This is a genomic window from Ignatzschineria larvae DSM 13226 (assembly GCF_038500265.1).
GTDB classification, from domain to species: Bacteria; Pseudomonadota; Gammaproteobacteria; order Cardiobacteriales; family Wohlfahrtiimonadaceae; genus Ignatzschineria; species Ignatzschineria larvae.
Genome location: NZ_CP150637.1, coordinates 2,076,138 through 2,096,106 on the forward strand (window position 1 = coordinate 2,076,138; position 19,969 = coordinate 2,096,106).

A 19,969-nucleotide genomic window follows, 5' to 3' on the forward strand; every position below is an offset into this window, starting at 1 on the left:
TATGAGTTCTCTTCAACAACTACAAACACTGCTTCAACAAAAAAAGGCGCTCAATCTTGCCGTTTCTCAATGTATTGATGAGTTAGAGCTAGATGCTTTAGACTCACAAAGCAAGAAAACAGATCTCAATAGCATCATCAGTGGCGCAATGATTAATGAGATCAAATTACAAGACCATACTATTGCCACAATGCCGGAGCATTTTAAAGAGCAATATGTAGCACTTCTCATCCACGCGCTCAAAACTGCAACACCGTTACTTTCAGAAGCGCAATATACATTATTAGGCTTACTGCTACGGTCAATGAAGTTACCGCAAAAAAATAGTGCCTATTTTGAAAGTAGCCAAGAGATCAATAGCGACTTTCTCCTACGTTTTAAAGAAGCAAATATATCTGATAGTGCTGCAAGCTTTATGATGGATCTAATGCTCATTGCCCGAATTCCCGGCAATTTCTCAGCACAGAGCCTGCAACTCTTCTCACAACTCAGTGAGTTATTAGGATTGACTGCGAAACAACTACGAGAAATTGATGAATGGTGCGCTTATCTGTTGGGATTATCTAAAACAATTACGATAGAAAAGATCAATATTCAAGAAGATATCGGATCCGCTAGTCATTCCGATCTTGGAGAAAAAAAAGCAATTATTACTGAAGTAAATACGGGAATGATTAATGGGGAGAAAAAACCTCTTCTCAAATATTCTATAGATACTAGCTCAAAATGGTATGAACCTTTTTCTTGGGGGAGAGAGAGTAATAAGAGTAATTCTGAGACTCTAAAGAAATATACAATTCAATCACCGGCACCTCTAGGGTATTTTGTTACAACCAAAGTAGTTGGGGAAGAAATCGAGTTCACAAAAAAATCTAGTAGCAGCAGTAGCAGTAGTAGTGGAAGAACGACTAACTCATGGATCTCTACTATGTCTAGTTCGGATGTTCCCGAGCATATTAGAAAAGCCTTACATCGCGGAGTCAGCGCTTCTAATGACCAGTCCTCTGAGGAAAATATCTTATTAGGCCACTACTATCCTCTCCCTCACTTCGCCCTTTTCTGGCTCTCCTTTATCGATTTTGATGCACTTATTCAAGGACAATAATTATGGAACAAGCGATTCAAGCAATGACTCAAGAGCAATCTCGTTTACAGGGAATCCTTGAGGATTATCAACAAAAGTTACCGGAATCAGATCTCCTATCGCCGGCGATTTCTAGTTTAAAAGAGATTCAGAAAGATTTTAAAGAGCGTTTTAAACAAGCACAAGATGCGGGGCGTAACCTCAATATTGCGATTATGGGGCAAGTCAAAGCAGGAAAATCTAGCTTTTTAAATGCCCTACTCTTCAATGGTAAAAATATTCTTCCTGAAGCAGCAACCCCCAAAACAGCCAACCTTACCCGTATCTCTTATGCTGAAAAACCTAGTTTAACGGTTGAATATTACAGTAATGAGGAGTGGGAGAGCATTCAAGAAACCGCTCAAAGTGGTGGCAATGACTCTGCAACTAAAGCAGCGCGAGAACTCGTTAAGCTCATTGAAGAACACAATATCGATATCCCGGCGGTTTTACAAAAGCAAAAAGAAGTCATTCCTGCGGAAAATATTGATGAATTGATGGGCGTTCTTAATGAATATACCGGCAATAATGGAGCTTATACTGCACTTGTAAAGATGACGCACCTGCATCTGCCTTTAGAAGAATTGCAAGGATTTGATATTGTCGATACACCGGGAATGAATGACCCTGTTATTAGTCGAACTATTCGCACACAAGAAGAGATGTCCCGCTCTGATGTAGTCTTCTTCCTCTCTCGCTGTAGTCAATTCCTCGATGTATCTGATATGGCACTGCTCTCTGAACAACTGCCTAGTAAAGGTGTCAAACGGTTAATCCTCGTGGGCGCACAATTTGACTCCACTATTCTAGATGATGGCTATGATCGTAAAAGCTTACAAGAAACGGAAGAACGTATTTTCCAAAGGCTTTCACAACGCGCAGCAAAAGAGATGGAAACGCTCGCTTCTCGCATTGAAGAGAGAGATCCTGAAAAAGCGACATTAATTCGTAGTCTAAAAACACCGATTCTAGTAAGTACCTATGCTTACAATTTTGCGAATTTCCCGGAAGCTCAATGGCAACAACACGCAGGAATGAAGCACGTTTATGATGAATTGGTAGCCTTAGGAGAAGATGAATGGGATGATTATGTTTGGCAATCTGAAGATTGGCAACGTATTGCCAATTTTACCCCCTTACAAGCAGCCTATCAGCAAGCACGTCAAGATAAAGTTGCGATTATTCAAGCACAAATCGATTCCCTACTACCGGCAACTAGAAGTCGCTTAACAGAATTTACACAACAATTACAGGATAATGTGAGTAATCGTATTACGGTACTGACACAAGAAGATCTCGATACATTACAAACACAAAAATCGCACTATTTAGCCCAAATTAACACCATTATTCGTAAAATTGAAGAGTTATTAGGGGCAATTGCCATTGAAGCAGAAAAAATGCGTAATGAGGTCTCTGCTGATCTTCGAAAATCACAACAGCATTACAGCAAGGTTCAAGAGCAAACAGGCACAAGAATTGAGGAGGATTCTTATACCGTAAGTACATCTAAATGGTGGAATCCTTTCTCTTGGGGCAGTAGTGAAACTCGATACACCACTCGTACGATCAATTATCAATATGTATCGGCCTCAGAGGCGGCTTCTCAAGTGAGAGATTTTGCCTATGAATGTGTAAACTCGATTCAAGATGCTTTTGATCAAATTATCAGTATTCGTCAAATCAAAGCGACATTAAAGAAAGCATTACTTGACCATCTTCCTGTTGATAGCCAAGATTTTGACCCTACTTTCTTCCGCAATATTATCGATGGTGAAATTGATCAAATTACCATCCCTGAATTGAATCTCTCTTGTGATCATTTGGTACAAAATATCACCCAAAATTTCCAAGGAGAAGTAACAGGAAGTAATATCGATCGTCTAAAAGAGACATTAGCGCAAACAGTTGCTGAGATATTCAATAGCCTTGTGACAGATTATGGTCAAAAAACAGAAGTGATTATTCACGCTGTTGAAAACCTTAGAGACTCTCTAGGATCAATATTGACTGAGCGACTCACAGCGGACTTAAGTAAAGTGGAAGAAGAGTTTGCTCATAAAGAACAAAATATCGCCCTTTATAAAGCGTTATTAGCTGAAATTGGTTAACCACTAACTCTTACAATCTAATCTAAATTATCATTATGCGAGGAACAAAATGAAACAACTACTCAAAATAGCTACGCTCACTTTGTTGGCTTCTTCAATGTCATTGGCATTTGGGCAAGGAAAGAAGATTGAACAGGTCTTTTCTTACGATATGATCGGAGCTGATATTCCTTATCTTGAGAGCTTTATTGGCATTGCTAAAAGTACAAATACCTATTCCCAAACAAAAATATATATAGTCGATGGATGTGAATTAGAAGTCGGGTATGAAGGCAATTCAATTACAACAATGGCTGTCTCAACAGGCGGTAAATGTAATTTTACGATCGACGATATTCCAATGGGTTCTCCTATTAATACCAATCAGGTTGTTTTTGGAATGACCGGACCGGTAAATTACTATGCGGATTGTCTCTATCTTTGCGGCAATGCTTATGATCCCTCGGTATATGAACATTATCAAGGGGCTCGTGTAGAAGGATTCAGAGAGATATTATTAGGTTCATCTATTGTGCCCTATGAAGCGACTAGCCAATGGGTTGATGCAATGATTACGAAAGAAGGTGAGGATTGGGTAATGGATGGGAATTATAATTGTAATCCTCAAAAATACCATAATGTGGCAGAAAAGGCACTCAAAGGTCAAAAAGTCGATTGGATAATGATTGGCTATAATCTTAAAGAAAAACGCCAACTCGATAGAGATTGCCAAAATCAATTTGAAGCTCAAACAGTAGCACCGACACCCGCTATGCAGAAAGAGCTCATCGCCGAAATCCCTTATCAAGTTGCCTATCAAGATGAGCCTTATACCTACTATCTAGGTTCACAAATTATTAGTGGTGAAGTGATCTATGAACCCAATGATATGTATGGTTATCGTTTTGAATTCAAACCCGATCAAAAGAGTCAAAGTAAGCTTCCCCCAATGGCGCAAGGAAGACAATTTATTCTCAATGAATATAGCGAAATGTCGGAAAATCAATTGCTCGGTGCATCTTACTATTTAGGAATTGAAAATAACCTTATCGAACCTGATTTTGCCGATAACCTCTGTACTCTCAAAGGGCCTGCAACATTCCAAATTATCGGTATGGGGCTCTACTTGCCTGATGCAGGTGAACCTTTTACCGACATCAAATCGCTCAAAATTATCAGTGGTGGCCCTTATAAGATCACTCAGTGTGATGCGTTGTAATTGAGTTCTATCATTCCTCAGAGCAATATCTAACTAAATCAATGCAGTCAGCTCTATGCCCATTGTGATCGTAGCGCTGATTGCATTTCCTTAACTTTCTATTATTGATCGTCTCATAAAATACGCCCATTAAGTTAGATGTCACAACTTGTCATAATGCTAAGTTATAATCATAAGTTATTAATAGTAACAATCGATTAAAATCAGATAATTAACAGCATATAAATATATTCATTCTTATCAGGAGTACTCTATGGCCTTTGCCCCACCCAATCCTATGATCACCCGTTGCAAAAAATGTGGTTGGTCTCACAAACAAAGTAGTGATGTCATTGAAACTTTCAGCAGTTGCCCTAAATGTGGCAGCGAAGCATTAGAAATTTCTTTTGCGAAGGGAAACCCTTTTGGCGCTGATTCAGAGCAATCAAATGGCGATAGCCTACTCAATAAAATTAAAAATCTCTTCAAATCTTAAACGTACAGATACGTCTATTTCTCAACACTGCTTCTCTCAAGGTATTGTATGTCCAGTAAAAATCTTAATTTAGCCTGCCGGTTAGCCGATATTCTCGCAAAGCTCAATCAAGGGGAGCGCCTTGAAGTGAATGCACTTGCCGAAGAGTTTAATGTTACACCACGCACTATTATGCGTGATCTCAAAGATCGACTTGTCTTTCTACAATGGGAAGAGTGTGGACCTAGATATTATAGTCTATCCAAATCTACGCTTGGACAGCTTTACCAAGAGGATATTGAGCGTTTTGCTCATTTTGCAAGTATTCAGAATCTCTTCCCTAAAATTGATCGGGAATTTTTCCAGAAGCAACTCACGCAGAGCATCTATGTAAAAGGCCATAATTATGAGGATATCTCTCATAAAACTGCTGATTTTGAACTCATCAAAGCCGCTATTGAAGCCCATCAATATCTCGATTTCTCTTATCACAAAAATGGGGGAGAAGTTAAAAACTATCGTGTTAGCCCTTATCTACTTCTCAACCGTTCCGGTATTTGGTATTTAATTGCGATTGACTCGGGGCAGGTAAAAACCTTTAGTTTTGCTAAAATTAGTCAAATTAGTGTCTTAAAAGAGACTTTTACCATCGATCCCCACCTTCTTGCAGAGATCAAACAGAACGATAGCATCTATTACGGTAATCAGATCGATGAAGTCACCATCAAAGTCGATGCTTCGGTCGCAAACTATTTTATTCGGCGTAAATTACTCCCCAATCAAATCATTCAAGAAGAGAATGATGAGGGGGATCTTATCGTGATTAGCGAAAATGTGGCCGCACAAGAGATCCTCGCGCTGATGCGTTACTGGATTCCTAATGTCGAAATTATTGCTCCTCAACATCTGCAAATAGAGTTAGAAGAGGGCCTTCGGCAATATCTTACCGCCCAAGATCAAAAGGAAAAATCAGCACAATAGAAGCAATCAACTACTGCCAACCCACATCCGGGAAGGCGGTTTTGACACCTGTTGCAATCCCCATTCCCATCGCTTGCATCAGTTTAACAAAAGGATCTTCTTTCTCGGTAAAGTCCACCATAAAAGGCGCGGCGAATTTTTCTCTCGCAATCGACTGCGGCGAGGCTAAACCATCAATCAGACCGATTGATAACGCTTGTTCCCCATTCCAAATTAAACCGCTATAGAGATTAGGATAATTGCGCTGTAAACGATCTCCCCGACCAGCTTCTACAGCTTTGATAAATTGCTGATGTACCCCATCAAGCACCCCTTGCCAAAACTCTGTTTCCACTGCATTTTGAGGAGAGAATGGATCTAAAAAGGCTTTATATTCGCCGGAAGTATAGAGCCGGCGTTCAATTCCCACTTTATCAATGAGCTGTGTAAAGCCAAAACCTGCCGCCGTGACACCAATAGAGCCAACTAAACTCGCCTTATCCGCATAGATCTCATCACTTGCAGCGGCAATATAGTAAGCACCAGATGCTCCAATATCTTCAATCACCGCAATCACTCTCTTCTTAGGATAGAGCTTCTGCAAACGCTGAATCTCATCATAGACATAACCACTTTGTACTGGAGAACCACCCCCTGAATTGATCCGAAGAATGATGCCCGCCACTTTCGGATCTTGATAAGCCCGTTGTAAGCCTTTGATAATACGACTTGCACTTGCTTCACTATTATCGGCAATCACCCCTTTAACATCAATCACAGCGCTATAACGATCCACCACATTTCCATTACTATCCAAGTAGAGATCGCTACTACTTAAAGATTTAAGCCCAATAAAGATCACTAAAAAGAGCAGACAGAAGAAGCCAAATAGGAGCTTAAAAAAGATTCCCCAACGACGCTTCCGGCGCGCTTCCACAGTGGCACTATTGAGTGCTGCTGCTAAAGTTTGTGCTAAAAGCGCTTGCGATAATTCTGCTTGGGAGGAATGATTTTGATTCGCTGAACGCTGATGATTCAATGCACCGCTATCTAAAGGTGGGGGATTTTGGTCGCTCATAAGGTGATCGTTCGCCTCTTTCACTCATAAAGGGATAGTCAATTTGATTGAAGAAAAATGGTTGTTAAGCCGTTAATATAGGAACGATAATAGATTTTATCGTTTTGGCAATTTACCTTTCAGAGAGCGCATCATTTTACGTACGCCGCCGCCTTTAAATTGCTTCATCATCCGCTGCATCTGATCAAACTCTTTTAGTAGTTTATGCACTTCTTGAATATTCACACCGGCACCATCTGCTATCCGTTTCCGGCGTGGGGCTTTGATGATTTTGTGATCTGCACGCTCTGCAGGTGTCATTGAGTTGATCATCGCAATTTTTTGAACGAAGATTTTATCATCTACTTTACCTTTCGCCTTTTCGGCAATATCGCCCATTCCCGGAAGTTTGGTCAATAAGGTATTAATACCGCCCATATTGAGCATCTGTTCCATCTGTGCTTTAAAGTCATTGAGATCAAGGCCTTCCCCTTTCTTAAACTTATTCGTTAAACGCTCCGCTTCTCCTCGGTCAACTTTCGCTTCCATCTCTTCCACAAGCGATAAGACATCACCCATATCCAAAATACGAGAAGCTAAACGATCCGGGTGGAATGGCTCGAGCGCTTCGAGCTTCTCCCCGACACCTAAGAATTTAATCGGCTTTTGTGTAATATGACGAATTGAAAGCGCCGCACCTCCGCGTGCATCTCCGTCGATCTTCGTTAAAATAACACCGGTTAAAGGCAAGGCATCATTAAAAGCTTTCGCGGTATTCGCCGCATCTTGCCCCGTCATACTATCGACCACAAAGAGCGTTTCAATCGGATTAAGCACCGAATGAACTTCTTTAATCTCTTCCATCAAGACTTCATCAATATGTAAACGACCGGCAGTATCGACAATCAACACATCGGCATTCATCAATTTTGCTTTCTCAATCGCATCTCGTGCAATATCTGCCGGTTTTTGATCTACCGTTGAGGGGATAAATTCAGCACCGACTTTACTCGCAACGGTGCGAAGCTGCTCAATTGCCGCAGGACGATAGACGTCCGCACTCACCACCGCCACTTTTTTCTTCTCTTTTTCGTGTAAGAAGCGGGCTAATTTACCAACACTCGTTGTTTTACCGGCCCCTTGAAGACCTGCCATTAAAATAATCGCCGGTGGCTGAGTACGAAGATCAAGGGATTCATTACCCTCTCCCATAATTTTGATGAGCTCTTCGTGTACCACTTTGACAAAAACTTGCCCAGGATTGAGGCTCTCAACGACCTCACGTCCAACAGCTCGCTCTTTTACTTGATTAATAAATTCCCGAACCACCGGTAATGCAACGTCCGCTTCTAAGAGTGCCATCCGCACTTCACGCAATGCATCTTGAATATTGCTCTCGGTTAATCTTGCTTGTCCACGCAGTGAACGCATCGTTTGTCGTAAACGACCGCTTAAATTCTCAAACATAAAAACCCTTTTTAGCTTTTATTTATAATTCTTATAAAATTTCTAGTAAAATCACTGTATAGTTTACTTGAAATAGGAAGTTCTTTAAAGGCTCACTTCTAGATATAAAAAGGGATGATTTGTAAGACTATGACGTTAATATCACTCAATATCGGACTCTATCTTCTCGCAACGCTCTTTCTCATTGGAACGCTGTTAAGAAAAGGCCCAAAATACTGCTGGCCCCTTGGTTGTATAACCATCATCGCCGGCCTGATTCTACAAGCTTATAATTTAAGCTTCCAATTAACGCTCGGTAATTTTGATGAGATTAGTGCCTTTGAAGCGCTCTCACTCGCCTCATTAATTATGGTATTACTCGTCCTTCCTTATCTCAAGCGCCATTTAAATACGGCGATTATCATCACGCTCTTTGCGGCGGCAACACAAGTTTTATCGCTCTTTGATACCAATGATGTGAGTTTTGGCACCCCCTCTGCTTGGCTCAGTATTCACATATTGACCTCAATTGTTGCCTATGCAATCTTGCTATTAGCCTCGATTCAAGCGCTATTAGTCTACTTTAGAGATCGCTCTCTCAAACAAAAGCGCTCGATTGCTCATCGGCTACCACCGATTATGCGAATGGAGCATCTCCTTTTTCAGCTGCTCCTGATCGGCTTTATTATGCTGACTATTAGCCTATTGACGAGCCTTGCCTTTTTTGACCAATGGTTTACAGCACACTTTATCCATAAAACTATTTTAACAGGCTTTGCTTGGCTACTTTATGGCGCGATCCTTTTCGCACGCTACAAATTTGGTTTACGCGGGCAAGCGGCGGCAAAATATATTTTAATTACCGCTGTCATTTTACTATTAGGGATTACAGGTACAAGGTTAATTCAGGAGTTTCTCTTTACCCCTGAAACAACGATTGAGATATCGGCGCTGTCAAGCACAATACAATCAACAAGTTAATCTCTAAAATCGTATCCTTGTCACATTCAAAGCAGATAATAACTTAAAGTGACCTTGCGACTGTTATACAATTTGTATCCTCCATTAATCTATTTCGATTCATCTTATATTAAGAATATTGATTACAACTATGACCACGAACCCCACAAAAGAACAGACTTTTATTCATCATCTGATCGAACTTCGAGATCGTCTCATTCGTGCAGGTGTCGGCGTATTACTTGTCTTTGTCTGTCTTGTTTACTTCTCGAATGATATCTATAACTTTGTGGCAACACCACTATTAAAAGTGATGCCGGAGGGTGGCAGAATGATTGCCACAGATGTGGTTGCGCCGTTTCTTGCCCCGATTAAATTGACGCTCTGGGTCTCATTCTTTATCGCCATTCCTTGGGTTCTCTATCAAGTGTGGGCCTTTGTCGCACCGGGGCTTTATCAGCACGAAAAGCGGGTTGCATTCCCGATTATTTTTACGAGTGTTCTGCTTTTCTATCTTGGAATGTGCTTCGCCTACTACGCAGTGATGCCGGTGATGTTCAAATTCCTCTCAGGCTCAGCTCCTGCTGGCGTTGAGATTGCCACTGATATTAACAAATATCTTTCAACGGTCCTTCGCCTTTTCTTCTTCTTTGGTGTGGTCTTTGAAATTCCAATTATTCTCATTATTCTCGTCTCTCTACGAATCTTAAAAACTGAGAATTTAACGAGTAAACGTCCCTACATTATTGTCGGGATTTTTACCGTATCGGCGATCGCTACACCTCCCGATCCCTTCTCAATGATTATCTTCGCAAGTGCGGCAATTCTACTCTTTGAATTAGGGCTCTATATTGGCAAGCGCATTGAGAAGAAACGCGCCTTGACCGAAGCCGAAGAGATCGAAAATGAGAATGAAACCCCTAATGTTCCGGCGGAAACGACAGAAAAAGAGTCATAAGCGCAATAGAAAGAGACAACAAAATAATCTAAGAGGAATCCCCGTGATTCAACACGTTGAATTCCTAAAATAATAATCAATTACAACAATACACGATCAACCCCTTATCAAGAGCAGAATCAAGGGATTAATCAGCGATTTGTCACTATCAGTGTTACAATTAGAGACATATTCGTTATTTTTACCTACTATTTAATTATTGGAAATATAAAACAATTATGATGGTTAAAACTCGCTTTGCCCCATCTCCAACGGGCTATCTTCATATCGGCGGTGCTAGAACTGCCCTCTTCTCTCATCTCTATGCCCTTCACAATAAAGGGACAACGGTACTTCGAATCGAAGATACGGATCTTGAGCGTTCAACGCCGGAAGCCGTTGCGGCGATCATTGAGAGCCTTGAATGGTTAGGATTACACTATGATGAAGGTCCTTACTATCAAACAAAGCGTTTTGACCGTTACAAAGAAGTGATTGCCGAGCTACTCGAATCAGGTCATGCCTATTACTGCTACTGCACACAAGAAGAACTTGCCGAAATGCGCGCAAAAGCGGAAGCGAAAAAAGAGAAGCCCCGTTATGATGGTACTTGGCGCCCTGAACCGGGTAAGACACTACCGGCGATTCCTGAGGGGATTCAACCGGTGGTGCGCTTTAAACAACCCCAAGTAGGTGCTACCACCTTCGTGGATCTTGTTCATGGCAATTTAAGTGTACAAAATAGTGAGCTTGATGATCTGATTATCGCTCGAGGGGATGGCTCTCCGACTTATAACTTCTGTGTCGTTGTCGATGATGTTGATATGGAAATAACCCACGTTATTCGTGGTGATGACCATATCAATAATACCTATCGCCAAGTCAATATCTTCAAAGCGATGAATAAACCGGTCCCTAAATTTGCCCATTTAGCAATGATTCTCGGCGATGATGGCCAAAAACTCTCAAAACGTCATGGCGCAGTCGGCGTGATGGAGTATTACCATCAAGGTTATCTACCTGAAGCAGTCCTTAACTATCTCGTCCGTCTCGGTTGGTCACATGGCGATCAAGAGATCTTCTCCTTTGAAGAGATGGTGCAATATTTTGATTTAAACAATGTGAATAAATCAGCAAGCGCCTTTAATACTTCTAAACTTCGTTGGCTCAATCAACACTATATGATTGAGAAAAACCCTGCAGAGCTTGCAATGTTACTCAAACCATTCCTAGAGAAACTCGGCGTTCAAACGGAAACATCACCAGAGTTTGATAACTATCTCACTAAAGTAGTGGAAGCCCATGTGAAGCGCTGTGAAACACTTGTTGAGCTAGCCGAAATGGTCCTCTATCTCTTCACAGATACCATTGAGATGGATGAAGCAGCGAAAGCAAAACAACTCACACCGGTGTCAAAACCTGTACTTGAGAAGCTCGTGGAAATCCTCGGCAATGTTACTGAGTGGACACCGGCCAATCTCGATGCTGCAGTGAAAGAAGTCACGCAAGCCCTTGAAGTGGGTATGGGAAAAGTGGGTATGCCACTTCGTACTGCAATCGTGGGTCGTACCAATTCCCCTAATCTCGATGAAACCCTCTTCTTAGTGGGCAAAGAGCGAACGCTTGATCGTCTTGGTAAAGCCATTGCGATGATTGAGGGTTAGTGAGATCGTTTATGTTTTAACATTTATAGTATTGGTTTAAGAAAAATATTTTTTATGCAGTGAGTGGAATTTTAAAAGAACATCAAACCGTACTAAACAACACTTGCAAGATGCCGGATAGAACAGCTCCCTCGCCTCGATCAGCTGATGCACCGGCATTTAAATAATGCTTATTCTGAACCGATCTTACTATAATAAATACTTACATTAAAAAGCAGTCATTCAAATTGAAGACTGCTTTTTTTAATACGTGTAATAATGTTTTAAGATCCCCGCCGAGCTTCTTCATCTAACGATTTAAGGTACTTTAACTTCTCGCCAATCTGTTTCTCAATACCACGCTCGGTAGGATGATACCACTGCATCTCTTCCATTCCATCAGGGAAATAGTATTCGCCGGCAGCGTAAGCACCGGGTTCATCATGGGCATAACGGTAATTTTTGCCATGTCCCATCTCTGCCATAAGCTTCGTGGGAGCATTGCGTAGATGAAAAGGAACCGGCCTTGTTTGGTCTTCGGCGACAAATTTTCGAGCTTTTTTAAAGGCCATATAACCGGCATTTGATTTTGCGGCACAAGCGAGATAGATCGCAGCTTGTGCTAGTGCTAAATCGCCCTCAGGACTCCCGAGGCGCTCATAAGTGGTTAAAGCATCGGTGGCGATTTGTGTTCCACGTGGATCAGCGAGCCCCACATCCTCCCAAGCAATCATTAAGATTCTTCGCCCAAGATAGCGCGGATCAACGCCACTCTCCATCATCAGACAGAACCAATAGAGAGCCGCATCAGGATCTGAGCCCCGAATGGATTTATGTAATGCCGAAATCTGATCATAGAAGTAATCGCCGCCCTTATCAAACTTCTTCGGCTGACTCGTTAGAATCTGCTCTACAAGTGATTTTTCAATAGTTGTGAGTTCATTACTCTGCGCAACAATCAAGAGTTGTTGCAATAGATTCAGTGAACGCCGACCATCCCCGCTGGCATAACTCACCAATAAGGCCATCGCATCATCTGTTAATTGATAATCAGGATAATAGGTCGTTAAAGCCCGATTTAAAAGCGTTGTGACTGCTGCTTCATCAAGCGGTTGTAGGACATAAACAAAAGCACGAGATAAGAGTGCCTGATTAATTTCAAAAGAGGGATTCTCAGTAGTTGCCCCAATAAAGGTCACTAATCCTGATTCCACAAAAGGCAATAATGCATCTTGTTGCCCTTTGTTAAACCGATGAATTTCATCGATAAAAAGAATCGTGCGCCGACCTTGTAGCCGATACACTTCTGCCTCTTTGATTGCTTCGCGAATCTCTTTCACACCTGAAAATACCGCGGAAAGATCGATAAACTCGGCATCAAAAGCCTTCGCCACTAAACGCGCAAGCGTTGTCTTACCAACCCCCGGTGGCCCCCAAAAGATCATTGAGTGGGGAATACCGCTTTTAAAGGCTTCATAGAGTGGTTTTCCTTCGGCAAGTAGATGCCGTTGACCCACTACTTCAGAGAGATCTTTGGGCCGCGCTAAATCCGCTAATGGGGCAAACTGTTGTTGCGTTGATTCTTGTAACGCATCAAATAGATCCGCCATTGTTACTTGCTCTCATCAATCACATCCACATCTTGTGGAACTTTAAAATCAAACAGATTTGCATCGACAGGCTTATTCTCAACCACTTTTTTCATCACAAATGAGATTGTTTGCCCGGTAACATCTTCTACTTTAAAGGAATAGATCTTACGATTGGCAAATACGACTTGGATATCATTGATTTGAAGATCATTGTAACTCTGTTTAGGCGTTAAGAGGTATTCCCGGCGATCACGTACTGTTTTAATATCAAAATTCGCCGTTAAAGGTTGATCACTCAATAGAATCTGCAAGACAGGATTCTCTAAGACACTCTGCACAGGCTTAATAATTACCTGCATCAAGTCAACATCATAGAACCAAAATTTTTGACCATTGCTCACTAAGATTTGATGATAAGGCTCTGTGTAGTCAAAGATAAAGCGCGGTTGATCAGCTGCTTTTGTCGAAGTTTCAGTATCGGTATCTGCCGACTTTTCAATGATAAGATGCCCCGCTGTTTTATCTGTTTTCTCTTTAGTAGTAATTTCCTGCGTAAAATTCGCCTCTAACGTTTGGAAATTCTTAAAATAATCCACAATAAAACGCTCATCAGCTAAGCTCAACTGCGAGGTTAATATCATGAATATAAAGCTTGATAGCGCTAATAAACAGCGCTTCTTAGCTTGTTGCGAAATTTTTCTATACATAGATTCTCACCTTTTCAGTGGCTGAAAAATTCAATAAATGTTTCTTCTTTAATGCCATGATTAAAAGTTCGGTTCAGGTTTTTTCTACTATTTCTGAATTATCCTCATCAATAACTCGCTGAAGTAGCCCAATTTTTAATCCGCAAAGATTGAATTATTATAACAGATTCATAGATTACCTATCCGATCGCATTCAAGGAATACTTTCTCTGCCCAACGTTACTCGGCATTTTCCTCTCATTAATCGCCCTACCCGCCAGAGATACTCTTCAAAGTCTCAAAAATAGATTAGTTAAGGGCTAGAATAACCCCTATCAATTGTAAGTTAATTTAAATTTAGTTATAAAATAGTCAATAAGTATGCTAGATTTTATGGCAAAAATTATTCTAATAATATTGCAAACATAGGAGTCACAATATGATCAGTTCAAGTATGATCTCGTTTGATGTCTATGGCACGATGGTTATGGCGTGTCTGACATTGCTACTAGGACGCGTAGTGGTCGCGAAGATCCCTGCGCTTGATAAATTTACAATCCCAAGTCCCGTTGCCGGCGGTCTAATTGTCGCATTTAGTATTCTAATCCTCAAAAGCTTCTTCGATTTTGAAATCAAATTCGATACCGTTTTACAAACGCCCTTAATGCTGATGTTCTTCGCAACCATCGGCCTTAATGCAAACTTCAAGAGCCTGCTTTCCGGCGGTCTTTCGCTCGTCATCTTCCTCGTTGTGGTTATCGTATTCCTCATTATCCAAAATAGTGTGGGTGTTGGCCTGGCCTCGCTTTTAGGCTTAGATCCATTAATGGGGCTTTTAGCAGGATCCATTACACTCGCCGGCGGTCATGGAACCGGTGCTGCGTGGGGAACGACTTTTGCCCAAAAATATGGTTTCACCAATGCCACTGAATTAGCGATGGCTTGTGCAACCTTCGGATTAGTATTAGGGGGACTTGTCGGTGGACCGGTCGCTCGATTCCTACTTCGTAAACGTCAACCGAAACTTGATAGCTCTATTTTAGATGACCCGAAACCGGAAGAAGCCTCTGACGATAGCACCGCGTTTGAGCAACCTCGGGCAAGTCGCCGGATCACTTCACGCGCACTGCTTGAAACTATTACGATGATCCTGATCTCAATTACCCTCGGGATTATCATTTCAGATGCGCTAGATGGCACGAAATTTGCCCTACCCACTTTCGTTTGTGTACTATTTGTCGCCGTCATTATCAATAACGTGCTCTCTCTGATTAGTGATCAGATTATCTTTGAGCGCTCGGTATCCCTCGTGGGTAACGTCAGTCTCTCCCTTTTCCTTGCGCTTGCTTTAATGAGCCTTAAATTGTGGGAACTCAAATCATTAGCCATCCCAATGATTATTATCCTCGCAGTTCAAGCCTGCTTTATGGCGCTCTATGCAATTTTCGTCACCTATAATGTAATGGGGCGTAATTTAGATGGGGCAGTATTTGCCGCAGGTCACTGTGGATTTGGACTTGGTGCAACGCCTACTGCAATTGCGAATATGCAGGCGGTTACAGAACGCTTTGGGCCCTCGAAGAAAGCCTTCTTAGTGGTGCCTATGGTGGGTGCATTCTTTATTGATTTAGTGAATGTAATTGTCATTAAGGTCTTCCTGATGCTTCCTATCTTCCCGGCAATTGGCGCATAATCAATCTGCTATAAAGTGCTAGTCTACTACTCTTAGCGGCAGATTCAATCATTCATATCATCAAAATCCGTAATATTGAGATCATTTAAAACCTCAACGATTACGGATTTTTTATTGCCTATTTTATGGGACTTTAAAAGATAAAACCTTATCTAAACCATAGCAGCAAGATCTTGGATAAAACAGTTTTCTTACTTCTGACAATCGATGCCCAACATTTCAATAAGGATTATTTTAAGGTTTATTTTGAACCGATATTACGATACTCAATTTTGCTACTGTTACTGATCTTCCTGAACTTACTAAATACTAAATATGATCTCTATTCTGATTTAACTAAGGGTGCGACTAAGGCTTTGAGAGGTTCAATCTGTAATAAAGATTTAAAATCTCGAATGAGATAGGTGGGATTTGAGTCCGCAAGCGGAACACCAAAATTATAGCCATACGTTGATCCCACTGAGGCAACCCCGGCAGCCTTCGCCGCTTGAATATCATTGCGAGAATCTCCTACAAAAAGCAGCTCTGATTGCAATAATCCCCATTCCCCTAAAACTTTAAAAAGCGGTGCAGGATGGGGTTTCTTCATCGCCACATCATCTGCCCCTAACACAAGATCAAAGAGCGTAGTTAAATGTAACTCATCAAGCAGATCCGGCAAAAACTGAGTCGGTTTATTGGTCACAATCCCTAATCGTAATCCCGATTCTTTTAGGGTCAACAGTGTCTCTCGCACATCAGGATAGAGTTCGCTGCCTTTCTCTAGTACTGCCTTATAAAATTGATTAAATAGCGCAAATGCTTGCGGGAATTGCTGCATAGCGACCTCCCCGCCGGCAGATTTTAGCGCAGTTTCTACCAAGCTAATTGCCCCGTGACCAATCCAGAGCGATACCTTATCAACGCCGGCCGCCGGATAGCCTAGGCGAGCTAGCATCATATCCACAGCTTCAGCAAGCCCTGCGGCGCTATTAATCAGCGTACCATCAAGATCAAATGCAATTCCTTTAATGATTACTTGAGGAGTACTACTTACGGTTGATTTCATCATATTAACCTCTCTGAAAAATGTGAAAATGGGATATCTGCCTTCATCTTAATCCACACTTCCCTTGAATCTCAAGGCTTATTCTCTGAGGATAAAAGGCAAAACTCCTCGATTTTTTGATTTTATTTCGGTATATTGCCCGCATAAGTCGATTAGATAAGATTAAATAGAATAATGTAAGCAATATTTATCAATATTAAGCTTTAGACTCATTAGATTATTAATATTGCTCTTTTATATTAAGGATGCCCCTTTATATTAAGATCGTTCAAGATCAAATCAAATACTAATCGATAGCCGATTATGAATTTTTTGGAGATAAAACTATGACAAATATGCCCGCTTGCCCACAATGTGGAATGGATCACACTTATAGTGATACCGAATTCTATTTCTGCCCTGATTGTGGCTATGAATGGTCTGTTTCAGAGGAAGCTGTTGAAGATGAAGGGCTCACAGCACGCGATGCACATGGCACTATTCTTAAAGATGGTGATTCAGTCACTGTGATTAAAGATCTCAAGGTTCGAGGATCTTCTATGGTGATCAAACAAGGCACGATGATTAAAGGCATTCGTATCACTGAAGGCGATCACAACCTCGATTGCAAGGTGAATGGTTCTAGCCTACAGCTTAAATCAGAGTTTATGAAAAAAGCTTAAAAAACAGATAGCTAATCGTCATAAAAACAATTAATAAACACTTATCCTCAGTATTGATCTTATTTGATATAAATCAGCTACTGAGGATATTTTTTGCCTACTACTTTTGAAATCTGCCTTAATAATGTATTGAATTAAAAGATATTAAAATCCTCCGATCAAAGCTGATAAATTCTATTGGAACAACCCATTGATTTAAAATAAATTTATATTTAATATATATTTAATTTCAATAATTTTAATAAATTGTTATTTTTTATATTATCCATTAATATAGATAGACAACACTTATTTATCCACTTGATAGCAAGGAGTTTGTCTATGAAAGATACAATGAAAGCAATGGTTTATTATGGTGAAAATGATCTACGCTTTGAAGAGCGCCCGACCCCTAAGATCATCGAACCAACCGATGCGATTATCAAACTGACCAAAACCACTATTTGTGGTACAGACCTTGGTATTATGAAGGGCAAAAATCCTGAAATTGAAGCTACTGAAATCGAAAAAAATGGGCAATTCAATGGCCGTATTTTGGGACATGAAGGAATCGGTATCGTTGAGGAAGTCGGTAGCGCTGTTAAGAAGTTCAAAAAAGGGGATAAAGTCATCATCTCTTGTGTGAGCCGCTGTGGTACTTGCGAAAACTGTCAAAAACAGCTCAATGCCCATTGTATGAATGAGGGTGGCTGGATTATGGGGTATATGATCGATGGAACCCAAGCCGAATATGTGCGCACGCCATTTGCGGATACTTCGCTCTATCATATTCCTGCAGAACTCAATGAAGATATCGCAGTTCTTCTCTCTGATGCACTCCCTACGTCTCACGAGATTGGTGTACAGTATGGTGATGTTAAACCTGGTGATACTGTGGCGATTGTCGGCGCAGGCCCTATCGGTATGGCGGCGCTCTTAACGGCACAGCTCTACTCTCCTAGCGAAATCATCGTTGTTGATATGGATGAAAACCGTCTCAATATGGCGCTTGAAATGGGGGCAACAAAAGTGGTAAATTCAGGTAAAGAGGATGCCATTGCTAAGATTCGGGAACTCACAAATGGTCGAGGCGTTGATTGCGCTATTGAAGCAGTGGGTATTCCGGCGACTTGGAATGTCTGTCAGCACGTTGTAAAAGAGGGTGGTAACATCGCTAACGTAGGTGTACACGGACAATCTGTCGATTTTGCACTTGAAAAATTGTGGATTAAAAACTTAAAAATCACTACCGGTTTAGTGAATGCTAATACCACTGATATGCTCCTTAAAACGTGCTGTTCAGGCAAATTACCTCTTGATAAGATGATTACCCATCATTTTAAATTTGAGGATCTTGAGCATGCTTATAAGGTCTTCAAAAATGCAGCGGATGAGAAAGCGATGAAAGTGATCATCGATTATAATTAATCTAAGCTTCGAACAATATCTAAGTTTCGGACAATAAAAGAGTCACTCAATAGTCGTTGAAAACGCAATCTTTCACGATTAAGTAGCGTAAAACTACAAAACACTGATAAGCAAAATCCCCGAGGAGTCTTCATTCTTCGGGGATTTTTTGAGTTTCAACTCTACATCTAATATCGCTTAAAAATATAGTAAATATGGTTTAAGAAAAATAATTTTTAGACAGCTATAGTGCCGAATTTAAAAAAACATACAATCGTACTATACAACCGTTGCGAGATGCCGGATAGAACGGCTTCCTCACCTCGATCAGCTGATGCGTCGGCATTTCAACAAGCTTATTTGAACCGATATTACTATAAAAGCGCATTTAAGCCTTCAAAGCACCCGCTGCTTCACGCTCACTATCTACATAGATTTGATCATCTTCGACCATCACAAAATAGGTTCTCAAGGGTTTTCGACAAGGCGCGGCTGTTGCTTCACCCGTGATAATATTAAACTCTCCCCAATGCTTAGGACAGCTCACCGTATCATCAAAATAATCCCCTTCTGCGAGTGATGCCGTTGCATGGGTACACTGATCATCAGTGACATAAAACTCACCATCTCTATTAAATAACAATAGATCACCGACCTCTGTTTCAAACTTACGCATCTCTCCCGGTGCAACATCAGAAATGGAACAGATCAAGATTTTCGCCATAACATTACTCCTCTTAACCACTATAAATTTTGCTTGTACAATAAAAGTCGATTACGCAAAAAAGCCTACTGTCTGAAACAGTAGGCTTCTTAATTTGGCGTCCCTACGGGGATTCGAACCCCGGTTGCCGCCGTGAAAGGGCAGTGTCCTAACCACTAGACGATAGGGACTTATCGTCGCTGTTTACTAGGTGTTCCTCGTGAACAGGAGGCTATAATAGTATAGGTACCCTACTATGTCAAACATTCTTAAAGCTTTTTTTGCTTGTTTTTTAAACAGTCCTATTTAT

Annotated in this window: 17 protein-coding genes and 1 tRNA gene; 11 read left to right on the forward strand and 7 right to left on the reverse strand. The window is 41.1% G+C overall.

What is annotated here, in order from left to right; translation table 11 throughout:
• The first annotated feature begins 1 nt into the window (after position 1).
• From WMO13_RS08590 to WMO13_RS08610, 5 genes are all read left to right on the forward strand, one after another.
• Positions 2–1,105 carry a hypothetical protein gene (locus WMO13_RS08590; protein ID WP_026878193.1) on the forward strand — a complete coding sequence of 368 codons (1,104 nt, stop codon included), beginning with the start codon at positions 2–4 and terminating at the stop codon, positions 1,103–1,105.
• Between the two features lie 2 nt (positions 1,106–1,107).
• Positions 1,108–3,234 (forward strand): dynamin family protein, encoded by a 2,127-nt coding sequence (locus WMO13_RS08595; RefSeq protein ID WP_026878194.1) that lies wholly within the window; start codon positions 1,108–1,110, stop codon positions 3,232–3,234.
• A gap of 49 nt (positions 3,235–3,283) precedes the next feature.
• Positions 3,284–4,432, forward strand: a complete 1,149-nt coding sequence (locus WMO13_RS08600) for a hypothetical protein (RefSeq protein WP_026878195.1) — start codon at positions 3,284–3,286, stop codon at positions 4,430–4,432.
• Between the two features lie 253 nt (positions 4,433–4,685).
• Positions 4,686–4,907: a hypothetical protein gene (locus tag WMO13_RS08605; RefSeq protein ID WP_026878196.1), complete on the forward strand. Its 222-nt coding sequence runs from the start codon at positions 4,686–4,688 to the stop codon at positions 4,905–4,907.
• Between the two features lie 48 nt (positions 4,908–4,955).
• Positions 4,956–5,867 (forward strand): helix-turn-helix transcriptional regulator, encoded by a 912-nt coding sequence (locus WMO13_RS08610; protein ID WP_026878197.1) that lies wholly within the window; start codon positions 4,956–4,958, stop codon positions 5,865–5,867.
• A 10-nt stretch (positions 5,868–5,877) separates the two neighbouring features.
• Here WMO13_RS08610 and WMO13_RS08615 read toward each other — a convergent pair whose 3' ends face one another.
• Both WMO13_RS08615 and ffh read right to left on the reverse strand, forming a co-directional pair.
• Positions 5,878–6,924, reverse strand: a complete 1,047-nt coding sequence (locus tag WMO13_RS08615) for a S49 family peptidase (protein WP_084331399.1) — start codon at positions 6,922–6,924, stop codon at positions 5,878–5,880.
• 96 nt (positions 6,925–7,020) lie between these two features.
• Positions 7,021–8,370, reverse strand: coding sequence for a signal recognition particle protein (ffh, locus tag WMO13_RS08620; protein WP_026878198.1), 1,350 nt, complete (start codon positions 8,368–8,370; stop codon positions 7,021–7,023).
• 129 nt (positions 8,371–8,499) lie between these two features.
• Between ffh and WMO13_RS08625 the strand changes: the two genes are divergently transcribed.
• The 3 genes from WMO13_RS08625 (at position 8,500) to gltX (ending at position 11,910) form a co-directional block, all read left to right on the forward strand.
• Positions 8,500–9,330 carry a cytochrome C assembly family protein gene (locus tag WMO13_RS08625; RefSeq protein WP_026878199.1) on the forward strand — a complete coding sequence of 277 codons (831 nt, stop codon included), beginning with the start codon at positions 8,500–8,502 and terminating at the stop codon, positions 9,328–9,330.
• Between the two features lie 130 nt (positions 9,331–9,460).
• On the forward strand, positions 9,461–10,267 hold the full coding sequence (gene tatC, locus WMO13_RS08630; protein WP_034855135.1) for a twin-arginine translocase subunit TatC: 807 nt from the start codon (positions 9,461–9,463) through the stop codon (positions 10,265–10,267).
• Positions 10,268–10,485: 218 nt separating this feature from the next.
• On the forward strand, positions 10,486–11,910 hold the full coding sequence (gltX, locus tag WMO13_RS08635) for a glutamate--tRNA ligase (protein WP_026878201.1): 1,425 nt from the start codon (positions 10,486–10,488) through the stop codon (positions 11,908–11,910).
• Between the two features lie 263 nt (positions 11,911–12,173).
• Here the strand turns inward: gltX and WMO13_RS08640 are convergent, their stop codons facing one another.
• Positions 12,174–13,499, reverse strand: coding sequence for a replication-associated recombination protein A (locus WMO13_RS08640; RefSeq protein WP_026878202.1), 1,326 nt, complete (start codon positions 13,497–13,499; stop codon positions 12,174–12,176).
• Positions 13,500–13,501: 2 nt separating this feature from the next.
• Positions 13,502–14,188 carry an outer membrane lipoprotein chaperone LolA gene (lolA, locus tag WMO13_RS08645; RefSeq protein ID WP_026878203.1) on the reverse strand — a complete coding sequence of 229 codons (687 nt, stop codon included), beginning with the start codon at positions 14,186–14,188 and terminating at the stop codon, positions 13,502–13,504.
• A gap of 433 nt (positions 14,189–14,621) precedes the next feature.
• On the opposite strand from lolA, the gene gltS reads away from it, so the two are divergent.
• Positions 14,622–15,860 (forward strand): sodium/glutamate symporter, encoded by a 1,239-nt coding sequence (gene gltS / locus WMO13_RS08650; protein WP_026878204.1) that lies wholly within the window; start codon positions 14,622–14,624, stop codon positions 15,858–15,860.
• Positions 15,861–16,182: 322 nt separating this feature from the next.
• Here gltS and WMO13_RS08655 read toward each other — a convergent pair whose 3' ends face one another.
• The gene (locus WMO13_RS08655; RefSeq protein ID WP_051396049.1) at positions 16,183–16,908 is read right to left on the reverse strand and encodes a phosphoglycolate phosphatase; all 726 of its coding nucleotides are present in this window, start codon (positions 16,906–16,908) and stop codon (positions 16,183–16,185) included.
• Between the two features lie 326 nt (positions 16,909–17,234).
• On the opposite strand from WMO13_RS08655, the gene WMO13_RS08660 reads away from it, so the two are divergent.
• Both WMO13_RS08660 and WMO13_RS08665 read left to right on the forward strand, forming a co-directional pair.
• A complete protein-coding gene (locus WMO13_RS08660) occupies positions 17,235–17,570 on the forward strand; it encodes a zinc ribbon domain-containing protein YjdM (RefSeq protein WP_026878206.1) in 336 nt (111 codons plus the stop codon).
• Positions 17,571–17,903: 333 nt separating this feature from the next.
• The gene (locus WMO13_RS08665) at positions 17,904–18,977 is read left to right on the forward strand and encodes a zinc-dependent alcohol dehydrogenase family protein (RefSeq protein ID WP_416224370.1); all 1,074 of its coding nucleotides are present in this window, start codon (positions 17,904–17,906) and stop codon (positions 18,975–18,977) included.
• Between the two features lie 367 nt (positions 18,978–19,344).
• Here the strand turns inward: WMO13_RS08665 and WMO13_RS08670 are convergent, their stop codons facing one another.
• Together WMO13_RS08670 and WMO13_RS08675 are read right to left on the reverse strand one after the other, a co-directional pair.
• On the reverse strand, positions 19,345–19,680 hold the full coding sequence (locus WMO13_RS08670) for a non-heme iron oxygenase ferredoxin subunit (protein ID WP_026878208.1): 336 nt from the start codon (positions 19,678–19,680) through the stop codon (positions 19,345–19,347).
• 95 nt (positions 19,681–19,775) lie between these two features.
• Positions 19,776–19,850 (reverse strand) — tRNA-Glu (locus tag WMO13_RS08675).
• Positions 19,851–19,969 lie beyond the last annotated feature (119 nt).